Origin of the sequence: Cupriavidus neocaledonicus (genome assembly GCF_000372525.1) — a bacterium.
In the GTDB taxonomy this organism is placed as follows: Bacteria; Pseudomonadota; Gammaproteobacteria; order Burkholderiales; family Burkholderiaceae; genus Cupriavidus; species Cupriavidus neocaledonicus.
In genome coordinates, this window is sequence record NZ_AQUR01000097.1 from 13,861 (window position 1) to 31,663 (window position 17,803).

Annotated in this window: 17 protein-coding genes; 11 read left to right on the top strand and 6 right to left on the bottom strand. The window is 70.5% G+C overall.

Annotation, left to right across the window (positions count from 1 at the left end; all coding sequences use genetic code 11):
• Positions 1–4 precede the first annotated feature (4 nt).
• On the bottom strand, positions 5–1,012 hold the full coding sequence (hpnA, locus tag A3AG_RS0115865; RefSeq protein ID WP_018006362.1) for a hopanoid-associated sugar epimerase: 1,008 nt from the start codon (positions 1,010–1,012) through the stop codon (positions 5–7).
• A 217-nt stretch (positions 1,013–1,229) separates the two neighbouring features.
• On the opposite strand from hpnA, the gene ispH reads away from it, so the two are divergent.
• The 6 genes from ispH to A3AG_RS0115895 are packed head-to-tail and all read left to right on the top strand — an operon-like array spanning position 1,230 to position 7,971.
• Positions 1,230–2,228 carry a 4-hydroxy-3-methylbut-2-enyl diphosphate reductase gene (gene ispH, locus A3AG_RS0115870; RefSeq protein WP_018006363.1) on the top strand — a complete coding sequence of 333 codons (999 nt, stop codon included), beginning with the start codon at positions 1,230–1,232 and terminating at the stop codon, positions 2,226–2,228.
• A gap of 20 nt (positions 2,229–2,248) precedes the next feature.
• Complete coding sequence (gene hpnH, locus A3AG_RS0115875; protein ID WP_018006364.1) at positions 2,249–3,421, top strand: adenosyl-hopene transferase HpnH; 1,173 nt, start codon at positions 2,249–2,251, stop codon at positions 3,419–3,421.
• A gap of 10 nt (positions 3,422–3,431) precedes the next feature.
• Complete coding sequence (gene hpnI, locus A3AG_RS31680) at positions 3,432–4,667, top strand: bacteriohopanetetrol glucosamine biosynthesis glycosyltransferase HpnI (RefSeq protein ID WP_018006365.1); 1,236 nt, start codon at positions 3,432–3,434, stop codon at positions 4,665–4,667.
• The gene (gene hpnJ / locus A3AG_RS0115885; RefSeq protein ID WP_018006366.1) at positions 4,664–6,088 is read left to right on the top strand and encodes a hopanoid biosynthesis associated radical SAM protein HpnJ; all 1,425 of its coding nucleotides are present in this window, start codon (positions 4,664–4,666) and stop codon (positions 6,086–6,088) included. The genes hpnI and hpnJ overlap by 4 nt, the downstream gene beginning before the upstream one ends.
• Before the next feature lie 50 nt (positions 6,089–6,138).
• Positions 6,139–6,954: a hopanoid biosynthesis-associated protein HpnK gene (gene hpnK, locus A3AG_RS0115890; RefSeq protein WP_081610737.1), complete on the top strand. Its 816-nt coding sequence runs from the start codon at positions 6,139–6,141 to the stop codon at positions 6,952–6,954.
• A gap of 9 nt (positions 6,955–6,963) precedes the next feature.
• Positions 6,964–7,971 (top strand): lysylphosphatidylglycerol synthase domain-containing protein, encoded by a 1,008-nt coding sequence (locus tag A3AG_RS0115895; RefSeq protein ID WP_018006368.1) that lies wholly within the window; start codon positions 6,964–6,966, stop codon positions 7,969–7,971.
• Positions 7,972–7,994: 23 nt separating this feature from the next.
• Here the strand turns inward: A3AG_RS0115895 and A3AG_RS0115900 are convergent, their stop codons facing one another.
• Complete coding sequence (locus A3AG_RS0115900; RefSeq protein WP_018006369.1) at positions 7,995–8,639, bottom strand: MlaC/ttg2D family ABC transporter substrate-binding protein; 645 nt, start codon at positions 8,637–8,639, stop codon at positions 7,995–7,997.
• Between the two features lie 181 nt (positions 8,640–8,820).
• Between A3AG_RS0115900 and hpnN the strand changes: the two genes are divergently transcribed.
• Positions 8,821–11,457, top strand: coding sequence for a hopanoid transporter HpnN (gene hpnN / locus A3AG_RS31685; RefSeq protein WP_035848974.1), 2,637 nt, complete (start codon positions 8,821–8,823; stop codon positions 11,455–11,457).
• 39 nt (positions 11,458–11,496) lie between these two features.
• On the top strand, positions 11,497–12,285 hold the full coding sequence (locus A3AG_RS0115910; protein ID WP_018006370.1) for an MlaA family lipoprotein: 789 nt from the start codon (positions 11,497–11,499) through the stop codon (positions 12,283–12,285).
• A 5-nt stretch (positions 12,286–12,290) separates the two neighbouring features.
• Here A3AG_RS0115910 and A3AG_RS0115915 read toward each other — a convergent pair whose 3' ends face one another.
• The gene (locus tag A3AG_RS0115915; RefSeq protein ID WP_018006371.1) at positions 12,291–12,728 is read right to left on the bottom strand and encodes an FKBP-type peptidyl-prolyl cis-trans isomerase; all 438 of its coding nucleotides are present in this window, start codon (positions 12,726–12,728) and stop codon (positions 12,291–12,293) included.
• 206 nt (positions 12,729–12,934) lie between these two features.
• Between A3AG_RS0115915 and A3AG_RS0115920 the strand changes: the two genes are divergently transcribed.
• From A3AG_RS0115920 to A3AG_RS0115930, 3 genes are all read left to right on the top strand, one after another.
• On the top strand, positions 12,935–14,269 hold the full coding sequence (locus A3AG_RS0115920) for a tetratricopeptide repeat protein (protein ID WP_018006372.1): 1,335 nt from the start codon (positions 12,935–12,937) through the stop codon (positions 14,267–14,269).
• Positions 14,270–14,368: 99 nt separating this feature from the next.
• Positions 14,369–14,764: a DUF6152 family protein gene (locus tag A3AG_RS0115925; protein WP_018006373.1), complete on the top strand. Its 396-nt coding sequence runs from the start codon at positions 14,369–14,371 to the stop codon at positions 14,762–14,764.
• A 13-nt stretch (positions 14,765–14,777) separates the two neighbouring features.
• Positions 14,778–15,290, top strand: a complete 513-nt coding sequence (locus A3AG_RS0115930; RefSeq protein WP_018006374.1) for a DUF6644 family protein — start codon at positions 14,778–14,780, stop codon at positions 15,288–15,290.
• A gap of 37 nt (positions 15,291–15,327) precedes the next feature.
• On the opposite strand, the gene copD is transcribed toward A3AG_RS0115930, so the two are convergent.
• Genes copD through A3AG_RS0115945 form a run of 3 tightly spaced genes read right to left on the bottom strand, consistent with a single transcriptional unit; the run spans position 15,328 to position 17,789 of the window.
• Entirely contained in the window at positions 15,328–16,275 is a 948-nt protein-coding gene (gene copD / locus A3AG_RS0115935; RefSeq protein ID WP_018006375.1) for a copper homeostasis membrane protein CopD, read from the bottom strand.
• Entirely contained in the window at positions 16,276–16,662 is a 387-nt protein-coding gene (gene copC / locus A3AG_RS0115940; RefSeq protein WP_018006376.1) for a copper homeostasis periplasmic binding protein CopC, read from the bottom strand. It abuts the gene before it with no gap.
• Between the two features lie 50 nt (positions 16,663–16,712).
• Positions 16,713–17,789: a copper resistance protein B gene (locus tag A3AG_RS0115945; protein ID WP_018006377.1), complete on the bottom strand. Its 1,077-nt coding sequence runs from the start codon at positions 17,787–17,789 to the stop codon at positions 16,713–16,715.
• Positions 17,790–17,803: the final 14 nt, after the last annotated feature.

The window sequence follows — 17,803 nt, forward strand, 5'->3', positions numbered from 1 at the left end:
CGGCTCAGGGATGGCCCAGGTAGCCGTGCGCGCGGAACCATGCCAGCGCGTCGCGCAGCCCCTCCTGGTACGGGCGCGGCTGATACCCCAGTTCCCTGCGCGCCTTGTCTGAGGTAAAGAACATCCGGTAGCGGGACATATTGAGTCCATCGACAGTCAGCAACGGCTCCTTGCCGGTCAGTCGCGCCGCCGCTTCCGCGCCGTAGGCCAGCGGATACAGCGGCCAGCGCGGCAGCTGCAGGGTCGGCGCGCGCCGGCCGCACAGCTGGGCGATATCGCGCAGCATCTGCTGCAGCATCACGTCCTGCCCGCCCAGGATATAGCGTTCGCCGGTGCGGCCGCGCTCCAGCGCCAGCACATGCCCGCTGGCGACGTCGTCGACGTGGGCCAGGTTCAGACCGGTATCGACAAAGGCCGGGATCTTGCCAGTGGCTGCGTCGACGATGATGCGGCCGGTCGGCGTGGGCCGCACGTCGCGCGGGCCGATGGGGGTAGACGGGTTGACGATCACCGCCGGCAGGCCGTGCTCGGCGACCCGTTGCTCGACCACGCGTTCGGCCAATACCTTGCTGCGCTTGTAGGCGCCGATGGCCTCGTGCGGGCGCAGCGACGCGGTTTCGTCCACCGGTGCCTGCGCGCCGGCGACGCGCAGCGTCGCCACGCTGCTGGTATAGACCACGCGCTCGACCCCGGCCCGCTGCGCGGCCTCCATCACCGCCAGCGTGCCGTCGACATTGGTGCGCACGATGTCTTCCGGGTCGCGCGCCCACAGCCGGTAGTCGGCGGCGACGTGGAACAGGTAGCGTACGCCCTGCAGCGCCGCGGTCACCGCGGCGGCATCGCGCATGTCGCCCTGGACCACGGTGACCGGCAGCCCGGCAAGATTGGTGCGGGGACTGTGCGGGCGCACCAGCACGCGCACGCGCCAGCCGCGCGCCAGCGCCTGGCGCGCCACCGCCGAGCCCAGGAAACCCGCGGCCCCGGTCACCAGCACGTCATCGTTTTTGCTCATCAGCCCGTTTCCTCGTAAGGCGGCGTCGCCGGGCCGGCCCTGCGCCGATCATGGCGGCGCCAGACAAAGCCGGCGTGTCGGGTATATAGTAACCACCGTGCGAGGAAAATGTGATCCGCGGCGGATCTCCGGTGGGTCTGGCTGGATACCGGCATCGCTTTCCATTGCGCGATCCCAAACACTGAAACCCGTAGCAAAAGGGTCGGGGGCCTACTCCATGCAGGTGATTCTTGCTCAGCCCCGGGGCTTCTGTGCCGGCGTGGTGCGCGCGATCGAGATCGTCGACCGCGCCCTCGTCAAGCACGGTGCGCCGGTGTTCGTGCGGCATGAGATCGTGCATAACAAGCACGTCGTACAGGGACTGAAGGACAAGGGCGCGCGTTTCGTCGAGGAACTGGACGAAGTGCCGGCCGGCGCGGTGACCATCTTCAGCGCGCACGGGGTGTCGCGCGAGGTCGTCGCCGATGCGCGCCAGCGCCAGCTGCATGCCATTGACGCCACCTGCCCGCTGGTGATCAAGGTCCACACCCAGGGCCGCCAGTACGCGGCCAGCGGCCGCACCGTGATCCTGATCGGCCATGCCGGCCACCCAGAGGTCGAAGGCACCATGGGCCAGATTCCCGGCAAGGTGATCCTGGTGCAGAACGAGGCCGACGTCGGCAAGCTCGACCTGCCCGACGACACCCCGGTCGCCTACGTCACCCAGACCACGCTGAGCGTGGACGACACCCGCAACATCATCGCCGCGCTCGGACGGCGCTTCAGCAACCTGGTCGGTCCCGATACGCGCGACATCTGCTACGCCACGCAGAACCGCCAGAGCGCGGTGCGCGACCTGTGCAAGCTGGCCGACGTGATCCTGGTGATCGGCGCGACCAACAGCTCCAATTCCAACCGCCTGCGCGAGATCGGCACCGAAAGCGGCGTGCCCAGCTACCTGATTGCCGAAGGCAGCGAGCTCGACCCGGCCTGGGTGCGCGACGCCAACGTGGTCGGCATCACCGCCGGCGCCTCGGCCCCCGAGGCCATGGTCGAGGACGTGATCGCGGCGCTGCGCCGGCTGGGGCCGGTTGAGGTCAGCACCATGGCCGGGCGCGAAGAGCATGCCGAATTCCGGCTGCCGGCGGAGCTGGCCGACGTGACGCCGCCATCGGCACCAGCCGGGGCCGGCACGGACACGGCGCCGGCTGCCACCAACGAGAACATCGCAGGCTGAACCAACCAGAGGAAGCTGTCGTGGCCATTCCGCTCCTGCAGGTTGCCCGCGTGGGCGCCTATATCGTCGGCAAGCACCTGTCGCGGCAGAAACGCTATCCGCTTGCGCTGATGCTCGAACCGCTGTTCCGCTGCAACCTGGCGTGCTCGGGCTGCGGCAAGATCGATTACCCGGACCCCATCCTGAACCAGCGCCTGTCGGTGCAGCAATGCCTGGAGGCGGTGGACGAGTGCGGCGCGCCGGTGGTATCGATTGCCGGCGGCGAGCCGCTGCTGCACAAGGACATGCCGCAGATCGTGCAAGGCATCATCCAGCGGCGCAAGTTCGTCTACCTGTGCACCAATGCGCTGCTGATGGAAAAGAAGCTGGACCAGTACCAGCCCAGCCCGTATTTCATCTGGTCGGTGCACCTGGACGGCGACCGCGAGATGCATGACCGCTCGGTGTGCCAGGAAGGCGTGTACGACCGCTGCGTCGAGGCGATCCGCGCGGCCAAGGCGCGCGGCTTCCGCGTCAATATCAATTGCACGCTGTTCAACGATGCGCAGCCCGAGCGCGTGGCCAGCTTTTTCGACTCGGTCAAGGCGCTGGGCGTCGATGGCATCACCGTGTCGCCGGGCTATGCCTACGAGCGCGCGCCGGACCAGCAGCACTTCCTAAACCGCGGCAAGACCCGCCAGCTGTTCCGCGACATCCTCAGCCGCGGCCGCGCGGGCAAGAACTGGGCGTTCAGCCAGTCGACGCTGTTCCTGGATTTCCTCGCCGGCAACCAGACCTACCATTGCACCCCGTGGGGCAACCCGGCGCGCACGGTGTTCGGCTGGCAGCGCCCGTGCTACCTGGTGGGCGAAGGCTATGCCGCGACCTTCCGCGAACTGATGGACGAGACCGACTGGGACGCCTACGGCACCGGCAACTACGAGAAATGCGCCGACTGCATGGTGCACAGCGGCTACGAAGCCACCGCCGTGGCCGACACCTTTGCCCATCCGCTCAAGGCGCTCGGCGTCAGCCTGCGCGGCGTGCGCACCAGCGGCCCGATGGCGCCGGACATCGCGCTGGACCGGCAGCGGCCGGCCGAGTACGTGTTCTCGCGCCACGTCGAGATCAAGCTCGAGGAAATCCAGCGCACCCGGCCGCCCGCCAGGCAGCCACGAGCGGCCGACACGCCGGCCAGCGCCGCCACCCACTGAAGCCATTGCGATGGCTGCCGGACTTGCCGCCACCCTGCCCGGCGCAGCGCTGGTCTGCGTGGCGGCTGGCTATGCGCTGGCGGCGGCCTGGCTGTCGCGACGCAAGCCTGCGCAAGGCGGCGCCATGGCCGCCATCGCCGCCACGCCGGTCAGCGTGCTCAAGCCGCTGTGCGGCGCCGAACCCCGTCTCTACGCCAACCTGGCGAGCTTCTGCCGGCAGCGCCATCCGTGCTACCAGCTGGTGTTCGGCGTGCGCGCCGCGGACGATCCCGCCATCGCCGTGGTGGCGCGGCTGCGGCGCGACTTCCCGGCCTGCGACATCGCGCTGGTGATCGACCCGCGGGTGCATGGCAGCAACCTCAAGGTCAGCAACCTGATCAACCTGTCCGGCGCGGCCAGGCATGATGCGCTGGTCATCGCCGACAGCGACGTCGCGGTGGCGCCGGACTACCTGGCGCGCGTGACCGCGCCGCTGGCGGACGCCGGTGTCGGCGTGGTCACCTGCCTGTACCGCGGCCACGCCATCGGCGGCTTCTGGTCGCGTCTCGGCGCGCAGTTCATCGACGACTGGTTTGTGCCGGCGGTGCGCATCGCCCATGCGGGCGGCTCGCGGCGCTTTGCCTTTGGCGCGACCATCGCGCTGCGTCGCGAAGCGCTCGCGGCCATCGGCGGATTCGGGGCGTTGCGCGACCGGCTCGCGGATGACTTCTGGCTGGGCGAGCTGACGCGGCGCCTGGGCTTGCGCACGGTGTTGTCGGAGGTGGTGGTGACGACCGACATCACCGAAGACCGCTTTACGCTGCTGTGGCGGCATGAGCTGCGCTGGATGCGCACGATCGCCTCGCTGAACCCGACCGGCTATGCGTTCAGCTTCGTCACCTTCACCTGGCCGATGCTGGCGCTGGGGGTGTGGCTGGCACCGCTGCCGCTGGCGATCGCCGCGGCCGTCGTCGGCGGAATGGCGCGCAGCGTGCTGGCGGGCAGCGTTGCCGCGGCACTGCGGGCGCCGCTGCGCGATGGCTTGTTGCTGGCGTGCTGGGCGCTGGCGTTGGCTGGCAAGCGGGTGCGGTGGCGGGAGCAGGTGCTGTCGGTCCATGACAGGCACCACTCCGGGCGAGCGCCGGCCCTTTTCCCCGCCTCTCTTTCGCAAGCGGGAGAGGGGCTGGGGGAGAGGGCCAGCGCCGCCACGCAGTTTTCACCTGACACCCAACCTTTCACCGGCATCCATACCAAGAGGCCGCTATGAAAAAAACCCTGTTCCTGCAGGCCCCGTCCTTCGACGGCTTCGACGGCGGCGCGGGCTCGCGCTATCAGGCCAAGCGCGAGATCAAGTCGTTCTGGTACCCCACCTGGCTGGCGCAGCCCGCCGCGCTGGTGCCCGGCAGCCGCGTGCTCGATGCCCCGGCCGACGGCCTGACCGTGCAGCAGACGCTGGAGATCGCCGCGGCCTACGAGCTGGTGATCATCCACACCAGCACCCCTTCCTTTCCCACCGATGCGAAGTTCGCCGAGGCGCTGAAGCAGCGCCATCCCGGCGTGATGATCGGCATGGTCGGCGCCAAGCCCGCGGTCGATCCCGGCGGCACGCTGGGCGCGAGCGACGCCATCGACTTCGTCTGCCGCGAGGAATTCGACTACACCTGCCAGGACGTGGCCGCGGGCAAGCCGCTCAGCGACATCGCGGGGCTCAGCTATCGCCTGCCGGACGGCTCGCTCGAGCACAACGGCCAGCGCCCGATGATCGAGGACATGGACGAACTGCCGTTCGTGGCGCCGGTCTACCAGCGCGACCTCAAGATCGAGAACTACTTCATCGGCTACCTGAAGCATCCTTACGTGTCGATCTACACCGGCCGCGGCTGCCGTTCGCGCTGCACTTTCTGCCTGTGGCCGCAGACCGTGGGCGGGCACCGCTACCGCACGCGCTCGGCGGCAAGCGTGATCGCCGAGGTGAAATGGATCAAGGAGAACATGCCCGAGGTCAAGGAGATCATGTTCGACGACGATACCTTCACCGATTTCAAGCCGCGCGTCGAAGAGATTGCGCGCGGGCTGGGCCAGCTGGGCGTGACGTGGTCGTGCAACGCCAAGGCCAACGTGCCGTACAGCACGCTCAAGATCATGAAGGAAAACGGGCTGCGGCTGCTGCTGGTGGGCTACGAGTCCGGCGACGACCAGATCCTGCTGAACATCAAGAAGGGCCTGCGCACCGACATCGCGCGCCGCTTCACCGAGGACTGCCGCAAGCTCGGCATCCAGATCCACGGCACCTTCATCCTGGGCCTGCCGGGCGAGACCCGCGAGACCATCGAGAAGACCATCGAATACGCCAAGGAAATCAACCCGCATACCATCCAGGTCTCGCTGGCCGCGCCCTACCCCGGCACCACGCTGTACCGCCAGGCGGTGGAGAACGGCTGGCTCGAGGAGAACAAGGTCATCAACCTGGTCAACGACCAGGGCGTGCAGCTGGCGGCGATCAGCTACCCGCACTTGTCGAAGGAGGACATCTACCACGGTGTCGAGACCTTCTACAAGCGCTTCTACTTCCGCCCCGGCAAGATCTGGGAGATCGTGCGCGAGATGCTCGGCAGCTGGGACATGATGAAGCGGCGCCTGCGCGAAGGCGTGGAGTTCTTCCGCTTCCTGCGCTCGCACGAGGCCTGATCCTGGCCCGGGCGCTTTCCGGTGCGGCACCCGCTGCGGCACAACGCGCGCTGATCGTCACCGCCGACGACTTCGGGCTCCACCCGGCAGTCAACGAAGCGGTGGAACTGGCCCACCGCGACGGTGTGCTCAACGCCGCCAGCCTGATGGTGGGCGCGCCCGCGGTGGCGGACGCGGTGGCGCGCGCGCGCCGGCTGCCGGCGTTGCGAGTGGGCCTGCACGTGGTGCTGGCCGACGGCGCGGCCACGCTGCCGCGCGCGCGCATTCCGGCGCTGGTCGACGCGCACGGCCGCTTCGGCTCGGCCATGGCGCTGGACGGCTGCCGCTTCTTCTTCCTGCCCGCGGTGCGGCGCCAGCTCGCGGCCGAAATCCGCGCGCAGTTCGAGGCCTTCGCCGCCACCGGCCTGGCGCTGGACCACGTCAATACCCACAAGCATTTCCACCTGCATCCGACCGTGCTGTCGCTGATCCTGTCGATCGGGCGCGAGTACGGGCTGCGCGCGATGCGGCTGCCGCGCGAGGCGGGCGCGCCGTGGCTGCTGCGCCCGTGGCTGGCGTTGCTGCGCCGCCGGCTGGACCGCGCCGGCGTTGCGCACAACGACTACGTGGTCGGCATCGCGCGCAGCGGCCAGATGGACGAGACGGCGCTGCTGCAGGCGCTGGCGCAACTGCCCGCTGGCGTGGGCGAGATCTACCTGCATCCGGCGGTGGTGTCCGGCGCGGCGATCGCGCCGTCGATGCACGGCTACCGCCACGCCGACGAACTCGCGGCGCTGCTGTCGCCGCGCGTGCGCGCGGCGCTGGAGCGCGCGGCCCCCCGGCGCGGCGGCTTTGCCGATGTGCTCGGCGGCAGGACCTTCTGCTGACGCGTGCCGATGAAACGCCTGGCTTACCTGACCGGACTGCTCGGGCTGCTGGCGCTGACCGCGCTGGTGGTCCACCAGGGCGCCGGCGATATCGCCGCCGTGATGGCCCAGGGCGGCTGGCCACTGTTGCTGCTGGTGCCGCTGCACGCGCTGCCGCTGCTGCTCGACGCGCAGGGCTGGCGCGTGCTGCTGACCTCCGCCGATCCCGAGGAACGTGCCGGCGTCGGCTTCCTGTGGTGGGTCGCCGCGGTGCGCGAGGCGGTGGGCCGTCTGCTGCCCACCGTGGGCGTGGGCGGCGAGCTGGTCGGCATCCGCCTGACGCGGCTGCGCATCCGCGACACCACAGCGGTCACCGCCAGCGTGGTGGTCGAAGTGATGCTGACGATGTTCTCGCAATACCTGTTCGCGGCGACCGGCGTGCTGGTGCTGGTGGCCGCGCTGCGGCAGAGCGCCAGCGCGTGGATCATCCTGGCCGGCCTGCTGCTGTCGCTGCCGGTGCCGGTGCTGTTCGCGCTGTCGCTGCGCCACGCCGCCTTGTTCGAGAAGCTGGAAGGCGCCGCGCGCCGGCTGTTCGGCGCCGACCACCGCATCGTCGCGATGATCGACGGCGCGCGCCTGGACGCGCATATCCGCGCCCTCAACGGGCGCCGCCGCGAACTGGCCAGGGCCCTGGGCTGGCAACTGGCCGGATTGCTCAGCGGCACGCTGGAGATCTGGCTGGCGCTGTGGCTGCTTGGCCATCCGGTGCCGTTCTGGCAGGCGCTGGCGATCGAGTCGCTGACGCAGGCCGCGCGCCACATCGCCTTCTTCGTGCCGGCCGGGCTGGGCGTGCAGGAAGCCGTGGTGCTGCTGCTGGGGCAGGTGCTCGGGCTCGACGCCCAGGTGGCGCTGGCGCTGGCGCTGGTCAAGCGCGCGCGCGAGATCCTGTTCGGGGTGCCGGCGCTGCTGTCATGGCAGTGGGTCGAACTGCGCCGCTGGCGCCGCGCGCGGGCCGTGCCCGGGAGCGGACGTCCCTAGCGCGGCCGCGGCCGGCGCCCCGCTCAGATCTCCGACGCCTGGCGCGCGTTGTGCGTGGTCAGGTACTTCACCAGCCCGTCGATGCCGTTGCGCGCGACGATGTCGGCAAACTGCTTGCGGTACACCTCGATCAGCCACGCCCCCATCATGTTGATGTCATAGATCTTCCAGCCGGTCGCGGTGCGCTGCAACCGGTAGTCGATCTGCATCTCGTCGGCATTGTTGATCACCCGCGTCTGCACCACCACATCGGTGGCGCCGCTGGCGGCCTTGGCCGGCTGGTAGCGGAACCTGACGTTCTGCTCGCGCAGTTGTGCCAGCGAGACCGCGTAGCTGCGCACCAGCAGCGTCTGGAACTGCTCGTACAGCTGTTGCTGCTGCTCCGGCGTGGCCGTGCGCCACGCGCCGCCCAGCGCCAGCCGCGTGGTGCGCTGGAAATCGGTGTAGGGCAGGAACTGCTTCTGCACGACCGCGGTGATCTTGCCGAGATCACCGGCGCGGGTGTCGGGCTGCGACTGGATGGTGCCGATCACACCCTCCACCGCGGCCTGCACCAGCCGCTCGGGGCTGGCGCGCAGGTCGCCAGGCTGGACTGCCTGGGCGTGCACGACGCAGGCCATGGCCATCGCTGCAAGCGGCGCCACGGAAAGCAAACGGTGAATCGTCATGGATGCAAGAGCGGGGAAATGACGGAAGACGGTGCGGGCGGCGGCGCCGCAACGCACGGCCGGCACCGGCTGACAGTGTATAGCGGATCGGCCCGCATCGCGGCCGCGCCGGCGCCGCATGGCGCATGCGGCACGGCGCCAGCCGATATACTCGCGGTTCGTGCTCCTTCCGGATCCGTCCATGCTGACCTCGCTGCTGACACGCATCGTCCGGCTTGCCACCGCCTGGCCGTGGCGCGTCATCCTGCTGGCGGCACTGCTGACGGCCGCCAGCGGCGTCTACGTGGCCCGCAACTTCGCCATCAACACCGACATCGGCCGCCTGCTGGATTCCGACGCGCCCTGGGCGCTGCGCGACGAGGCGATCGACAGGGCCTTTCCCCAGCGCGGCCAGATGATCCTGGCGGTGGTGCAGGCGCCGGCCGCGGAGCTGGCCGATGCCGCCGCCGATGCGCTGGCCGAAGCCTTGCGCCACCAACCGGCGCGTTTCACCGCGGTCAGCCAGCCCGGCAGCGGCGCATTCTTCGCGCGCAATGGCCTGCTCTTCGCCGGCACCGACGAGGTCCGACAGCTGACGCAGCAGCTCATGCAGGCGCGCCCGCTGGTCAACGCCCTCGCCCATGACCCGACGCTGCGCGGCCTGTCCGATGTACTCGCCACCACGCTGGCGCTGCCGCTGCAGATGGGACAGGTCAAGCTGGGCGACATGGCCGGCCTGCTGGGCAGCAGCGCGCGCACGCTGGACCGGGTACTGGCCGGCAAGCCCGCCGCGCTGTCGTGGGCCGCGCTGCTCGACGACAGCCTCAAGCCCGGCCCGGACGGCCTGGTCTACCGCTATGTCGCGCTCAGCCCCGTGCTCGATTACAGCGACCTCAAGGCCGGCGCCGCGGCCGCGCGCGCGATCCGGCACGCCGCGGACGAACTGCGGCTGGCGAAGCGCTACCAGGCCTCGGTGCGCCTGACCGGCCCGCAGGCCCTGGCCGACGATGAATTCGCCTCGGTCAGCGAGGGTGCCGTGCTCAACGGCGTGCTGACCGTGCTGGCAGTGGTGCTGATCCTGTGGCTGGCGCTGCGTTCGGCGCGGCTGATCGTGGCGGTGCTGGCGACCCTGTTCGCCGGGCTGCTGATCACCGCCGCGCTGGGGCTGGCCATGGTGGGCGCGCTGAACATGATCTCGGTGGCCTTCGCGGTGCTGTTCGTCGGGCTGGGCGTGGACTTCGGCATCCAGTTCGGCGTGCGCTACCGTGCCGAGCGCCATGACCGCGACCATATCGTCGATGCGCTGGGGCTGGCCGCGCGCGCCGTCGGCGCGCCGCTGGCACTGGCCGCCGCGGCGACGGCGGCGGCGTTCTTCTGCTTCCTGCCCACCGACTACCGCGGCGTGGCCGAGCTGGGCCTGATCGCCGGCGTTGGCATGATGGTGGCGTTCGCCACCACCTTCACGCTGCTGCCGGCGCTGATCGCGGTGCTCAGGCCCGGCGGCGAATCGGCCTCGCCGGGCTTTGCCTGGCTGGCGCCGGCGGACCGCTTCTTCGACCGCTATCGCAAGCCGGTGCTGCTGGTGACGCTGCTCGCCATCCTCGCGGGCGCGCCGCTGCTGCCGCACCTGCGCTTCGATTTCGACCCGCTGCACCTGAAGGATCCGCAGTCCGAATCGATGGCCACGCTGCTGGCGCTGCAGGACGCACCGCAGGCCGGCACCGACGATGTCAGCGTGCTGGCGCCGTCGCTGCCGGCCGCGCACGCGCTTGCGGGCCAGCTCGCGGCGCTGCCCGAAGTCGCGCGCGCGGTCACGCTCCAGAGCTTTATCCCAGACGACCAGCCGCCCAAGCTGCAGGCCATCGGCCAGGCCTCGGCCGCGCTGATGCCGGCGCTGACGCAGCCGACCGCGGCGCCCGCCAGCGACGGCGCACGCGTCAATGCACTGCGCAATGCCGCGCGGCAGCTGGCTATCGCCGCCGAAGAGCATCCCGGTCCTGGCGCCGCCGAAGCGGCGCACCTCGCCGCCACGCTGAAAAAGCTGGCCGCAGCCGGTGCGCCCATGCGCGATCGCGCCGAGCGCGCCATCGCCCTGCCGCTGCAGCTGGCCCTGGCACGACTGAAGCTGGCACTGGCGCCGCAAGCGGTCAGCCAGCAGACACTGCCGCCCGAGCTGGTGCGCGACTGGATGGCCCCGGACGGGCGCGCGCTGGTCAGCGTCAGCCCGCACCTGCCGCCGCCCGCCAGCGCGCAGCGCGAAGCCGCGCTGGCACGCTTCATCGCCGCGGTGCAGCGCGTGGCGCCCGCCGCCACCGGTGGACCGATCGCGATCCGGGGCTCGGCCGATACCATCATGACCGCGTTCGCGCAGGCAGGCGCATGGGCGGTGCTGTCGATCACCATCTTGCTGTGGATTACGCTGCGGCGCTTCGGCGACGTGCTGCGCACGCTGATCCCGCTGCTGGTGTCGGCCATCGTCACGCTGGAGCTGTGCGTGGTGTTCGGCATTGCGCTGAACTTTGCCAACGTGATCGCGCTGCCGCTGCTGCTGGGCGTGGGCGTGGCCTTCAAGATCTACTACGTGATTGCCTGGCGGCACGGCAAGACCCAGCTGCTGCAGTCCAGCCTGACCCACGCCGTGCTGTACAGCGCCGCCACCACCGCGGTCGCCTTCGGCAGCCTGTGGCTGTCGCGGCATCCCGGCACCGCCAGCATGGGCAAGCTGCTGGCGCTGGCCCTGGCCTGTACGCTGGTCGGCGCGGTGTTCTTCCAGCCGATCCTGATGGGCCGTCCGCGTGAAGACGGCCCGCACGGACCGGACCGGCCGGCCCGGCCCTGAACCCTTTCCCTGTCGGCGCAACCGACCCTGCCTGCCTCGATGCCTGTTCCGCTTCGCTTTCCGACGTTCGCCACGAACGCCCTCGCCGCAGCCGTGCTCGCGGGCTGCGCCACCGGCCCGCAAGCCAGCCCGGATGATCCGCTGGAGCCGATGAACCGCGCCATCTTTACCGTCAACGACAAGCTGGACCAGTATGTCGCCACGCCGGTGGCCAAGGGCTACCGTGCGGCAACGCCGGAACCCGTGCGCACGGCGGTCAGCAATTTCTATTCGAACCTGGCGGACATCGGCAACTTTGCCAACAACCTGCTGCAGGGCAAGGGCGTGGCGGCAGCGGAAAGCTTCATGCGGGTAGCGATGAATTCCGTGCTGGGGCTTGGCGGCCTGATCGATATCGCCACGCCGGCCGGGCTGGCGAAGCACGCGCAGGACTTCGGGCTGACGCTGGGCACGTGGGGCGTGCCGTCGGGGCCTTACCTGGTGCTGCCGGTGTTCGGCCCGAGCTCGTTGCGCGACGGCGCGGGCCTGTATGTGAATTTCTGGTTCGATCCCACCACCTATGCCGAGCCGGCGGTGCGCAATTCGCTGTTCGGGATGAATGTGATCGACGTGCGCACCAACCTGCTTGGCGCCACCGACCTGCTCAAGCTGGCGGCGCTGGACCGGTACGCCTTTGTGCGCGACGCATACCTGCAGCGGCGGCGCTACCTGCTTGGCGAGAACACCGCGTTGCCGGACTACGGCGACGACGAAGACGCCGCCGAACAACCGGCAGCGCCAGCCGCCGCCGGCACGCCCGCGCCCGCGCAGCCGCAGGCACCGCGCTGAGGCGCTTAGCTGCCGATGCCCAGCAGCACCACCTCGAAGGTCAGCGTGGCGTTCGGCGGGATCGTGCCCGGCACGCCGCGCGCGCCGTAGGCGGTGCCCGGCGGGCAGGTCAGGCGCGCCTTGCCGCCCACCTGCATGGCCTGCACGCCCTCGGTCCAGCATGGGATCACGCGGTTGAGCGGAAACGAAATCGGCTGGCCGCGCTTGTACGAGCTGTCGAATTCGGTGCCGTCGGCAAGCGTGCCGCGGTAGTGCACCTGCACCGTGTCGGTGGCCTTGGGCGAGGCGCCGGTGCCCTTGATCAGGTGCTGGATGGTCATGCCCGACGCCAGCGTCTGCGGCGCCGCGGCGGGGGCGGCGGCAGGCGCCGAAGCGGCCGGTCCGGCAGCGCAGGCGGCGCCGGCAAGGGTCAGGGTGCCAAGGAAAAGCGCGAGTGTTTTCATGGAAGGCCTGCTCTCGAGGTCGTGATTGGGGATGCGGCAGTTTAACCGACACGCGCCGCCGGTATGGCGGCGGCGGCATATCGCGCCTGGGCCGCGCCGCGCGCAGGCATGGTGCGCCGCACCGCGCCGCGTCCGTTACACCGGGCGTTTTGCCGTCTACGATGGTTCGTGACAGCCCGCTGCCGCGCGGGCGCACGGAGACGGTCATGGCACTGACGGATTCCAGGGACCTTGCGGTCTCGACCTTGAACGCGCGCTCGGTGGCGCAGTACGAGACCGCCCTGCGCCTGCTGAACGGCTATTACGGCGACCCGCTCGCCGTGATCGACGCGGCGCTGGCCGACGACCCGGGCTTCGCCATGGGCCACGCGCTGCGCGCCGCGCTGATGGTAACCTCCGGCGACGGCGCCGCCGAGCCCATGCTGCGCCAGAGCGTCGAGGCCGGCGAAGCCCTGCACGCCCGCGCCAACGAGCGCGAGCGCCGCCATATCGCCGCGGCGCGCGCCTGGCTCGACGGGGACTTCGAGCGCGCCGTGCGCTGCTATGGCGACATCGTGATCGATTATCCACGCGACCTGCTGGCGTTGCAGACCGCGCACCTGGGCGACTTCCTGCTGGGCCAGTCGACCATGCTGCGCGACCGCGTGTCGCAGGCCCTGCCGCACTGGGACGCCGGCATGCCCGGCTACGGCTTCGTGCTCGGCATGCACGCCTTCGGCCTGGAAGAGACCCAGCTCTACGAGCGCGCCGAGGAGGCCGGACGGCGCGCGCTGGAATGCCAGCCGCGCGATCCGTGGGCGGTACACGCGGTGGCGCACGTGATGGAGATGCAGGGCCGGCTCGCTGACGGCATTGCCTGGCTGGAAGGGCGCCGCCAGGACTGGGCCGACGACAACATGCTGGCGGTGCATAACTGGTGGCACCTGGCGCTGTTCCTGCTGGAAGACGGCCGGACCGATGAGGTGCTGGCGCTGTACGACCGCGCCATCAGCCGGCCCGCGCCGGCGATCGCGCTGGACCTGGTCGACGCCTCCGCGCTGCTGTGGCGGCTGCACCTGCGCGGCGTGGACGTGGGCCGGCGCTGGCATGCGGTGGCCGATGACTGGCTCGGCCGCGGCGCGGCCGGCTACTACGCCTTCAACGACGTGCATGCGGTCATGGCCAGCCTGGGCGCGCAGCGCCCCGCGGCGGCCGACCACGTGCGCGCCGCGCTGGAGCGGGCCGCGCTGGGCAACGGCACCAACGCGATGATGTCGCGCGAGGTGGGGCTGCCGGTGGCCGATGCGCTGATCGCGTTCGCGCAGGGCGATTACGCCACCGCGATCGAGCTGCTGATGCCGGTGCGCCTGGTGGCCCACCGCTTCGGCGGCAGCCACGCGCAGCGCGACGTGATCGGGCTGACCCTGCTCGAAGCGGCGCTGCGCAGCGGCAGCGGCAACCTGGCGCTCGCGCTCACGGCCGAGCGCGCCGCGCTCAAGCCTGTCAGCGCGAGCCTGCGCCGGCTGGTGCAACGCGCCGACACCTGCCGCGGGCAGCCCTGAAGCACGGGCGGGCACGGACGGACGGGCGGGCGCGGCCGCACGGACGGCACGGACGGGAAGGGGCGCCTATACTGCACCTGTCCTGACCGGAGACCCGCCATGCCCAGCATCCGCGCCCTGTTCCGTCCCGCCCTGCTCCGCCCCGCCTTGTTCCGCCCCGCCTTGTGCGCCGCCACTCTGGCCATGGCGGCGGTGCCGGCCATCGCCCATCACGGCTGGTCCACCTATGACGAGACCAGGCCCATGACGCTGACCGGCAAGATCGTCGAAAGCCATTACGAGAACCCGCACGCGCACATCCGCATCGACGCCGGCGGCAAGCGCTGGCTGGCGGTGCTGGCCCCCGTGTCGCGCATGGAAGCGCGCGGCGCCACCTCGGACAAGGTCGCGGTGGGCCGCGAGGTCACGCTGGTCGGCTACGCCAGCAAGGAAAAACCGGACGAGCTGCGCGCCGAGCGCATCACCGTGGACGGCAAGACGGTAGAGCTGCGCTGAGCCGGCACGCCACATGCCGGCGCTCTTCACCGCATGGACCGAATGGGCCGGCGCGCTGGCGCGGCTGCCGTTGGCGACGGCGCTGCGCAGTTCGGCCTGGGCCTATCCCGCGGTTGAGATCATCCACCTCGCCGGCATGGCGCTGCTGTTCGGCTCCATCTTCGTGGTCGACATGCGGCTGGCAGGGCTGGGCCGGCGGCTGCCGGTGAGCCTGCTGCTGCGCCATGCGCTGCCCTTCACCGTCGGCGCCTTCATCGCCGTCGCGGCCAGCGGCGTGCTGCTGTTCGTGGCCCATGCCGACGAGCTGGCCGGCAACCCTGCATTCCTCGCCAAGCTGGGCCTGATCGTGCTGGCGCTGGGCAACGTGCTGTGGTTCCACGCCGGACCAGGCCGCAGCCTGCACGACCGCGAGCGCGGCTGGGACGCGGACGCGGCACCGCCTGCCGGCGCACGTCTGAATGCGGTCCTGTCCATTGCCGCCTGGCTGCTGGTGATCTGCGCCGGACGGCTGATCGCCTACGTCTGAAGCCGTGCGGCGGCATGACGGCCGCAAGCGCGGCCGGTCATGCCGGCATCGGCGACAGCATGCCCAGCACCGCCACCAGCGCCAGCACCAGCGCGGCGGTGGCGGCTTCCAGCAGCAGGCTGCGCCGCAGCGCCTGGACTGCCTGCAGCGCCGGGCCTTGCGCGCCGGCGCGCGCGGCCGCTTCCAGCCGCGGCGCCAGCGCAAAGCGGTTGGCCGCCGCCAGCGCGAGCATGGTGGCAAACAGCGCGAGCTTGGCGGCCAGCAGCCCGCCGTAAGACATCGGCGCGAATTCCGGCATCGCCGGCCCGACGATGAGCCAGTAGTTGAGCACGCCGGTGACCACCAGCAAGGCGACGATGCACGTGCCGATGCGGGCGAAGCCGTTGGCGCTGCGGCTCAGCAGCGCGAGGGCCTGGCCGCGTGGCGTCGACCCGGGCCACGCCAGCAGGAGGAACGCCGCCAGCGCCCCTACCCATGCGCCCGCGGCAAGCAGGTGCACCACGTCCGAGGCCAGGTGCAGGTAGCGCAGCGCGCCGTCGTGCATCGCGCCATGCCCGCCCCACGCCAGCGTGGCCAGCGCCACGCCGCCAGACGCGGCCAGCACGGCCCAGGGCGCGCGCAAGCGGAGCAGGCGGCGCAGGTTCATGCCGGCCAGCACGAACAACAGCAGCGCCGCCACGCGCACGCACCAGGCCACGCCGAAATCGGTGCCGGTTACGATCATCGCCAGCACATGGGCCTGCAGGGCGGCATAGTCCGACGCGCCGGTCATGGCGCGCGCCATCTCGACCAGCGCCAGCATCGACAGCGCGATGCCTGCCCCGGCGCCAGCCAGCGCCAGCGCCCGGCAACGGCGCGCGAAGCGGCCGGCACGTTCGTCCCGTTGCAGCGCGTAGAGGCAGAACAGCGGCAGCCCGAATACCAGCGCAAGGTCGAGATAAAGCGCCAGGCGCAGCCCCGCGGCCAGCCATTCCGGCTGCGCCAATTACTTCACCGTGAACGTGACGTTGCCATTGACGGGATGGGTGTCGGACGAGACCGCGCGCCAGTCCACCCGGTAACTGCCCGGCGGCAGTGGCTGCGTGGGGGTGATGACCATGGTCCTGGGGTCATCGCTGCCCGAGACCTTAACGGCCATCTTCATCGGCGCATGGCTGGCCATGCCCGGCATGCCGGTCATCACCAGGTTGGCGCCGGAAAACTGGGTGACCAGGTTCTCGGAGAAGCGCAGCTCGATCTTCTGCGGCGCCGGCACCTCGGCCTTGTCGGCGGGCGTCGACGCTTCCAGCCTGGGATGCGCGAAGGCAAGGCTGCTGGCCAGCGCGGCGATGGCCGCGATCATGGCGTGGATCAGGGGGCGATTGGCTTGCATGGTAGTCTCCGCTGAGGGATGTAGAAATTGTCGTGACCAGTGAGTGCGCATCAGAACCAGACGCGGACGCCGGCGACGAAGCGCGTTTCGCCGGACTTGCCGCCGGCGGTGCGGACCATGTCCGCGGTATTGCCGAAGGTCTGGTAGCGCTCCACGCCGATATACGGGGCGAACTGCCGGCTGAACTCATAGCGCAGCCGCAGCCCAACGGCGCCGTTGGACAAGCCGCTGCCGATGCCCGCTTCCGGATCGTTCTTGCCGTAGAGATTGGCCTCGATGCGCGGCTGCAGGATCAGCCGCTGCGTCAGCAGCAGCTCATACTCCGCCGACAGCCGCAGCGCGGTGCGACCGCTGGTGCCGACATAGGCGGTGGCGTCGACCTCGAACCAGTACGGCGCCAGCCCCTGCACGCCGAACGCCAGCCAGTTGCGCGCCGGGCGCCCGCTGCCGGCGTCGTTGCGCAGGCCCAGCTGGGTGTCCCAGTAGCTGGCCACGGCGTGGCCCCACAGCAGTTCGGTGCGGGCTTCGTGCAGCTTGCCCCTGGAGGCCTCGCCCTCGGCCTTGAGCACCAGCTTGTCGAAGCTGTTGCCGAACCACGCCTGCGCCTCGTAGGCGGCGGCATTGTGGCCGTTGGCATGGGCCCACTCCAGGCGATCGACCAGCACCGACGCGAACAGGTGCTCGTCGGCCATCACCAGCTGGCGCTTGTCGCCCAGCGCATACTGGCCGACGCCGAGCTGGTAGCCGCCGGAGTAGGCGTGCGGATCGCGCGCGTCGGGCGGCGCGCTGCCGCCCTGCATCTTCATGTCGCCATGGTCCATCGCCGCGGCCGACTCCTGCGGCGGCGCATTGGCGCCGTCCATGGTCTGGATCTCCGGCTGGTCCATGCCTTGCACCTGGCCGTGGTCTATGCCCTGCATCTGGCTGTGGTCCATGCCTTGCATCTGGCTGTGGTCCATGTCCTGCATCTGGCTGTGGTCCACGCCCTGCATCGTGGCAGGCGTGGCGGGCGCGGCCTGCTGACCGTGGCCGTGCGCATGGCCGGCATGCGGGTCCTGCGCAAAGGCTGCGCCGATGGCGCCCAGCGCCAGCGCCATGGCCAGCACGGTCTTCTTGTATCCGGGCATGAAAATCGACAGTT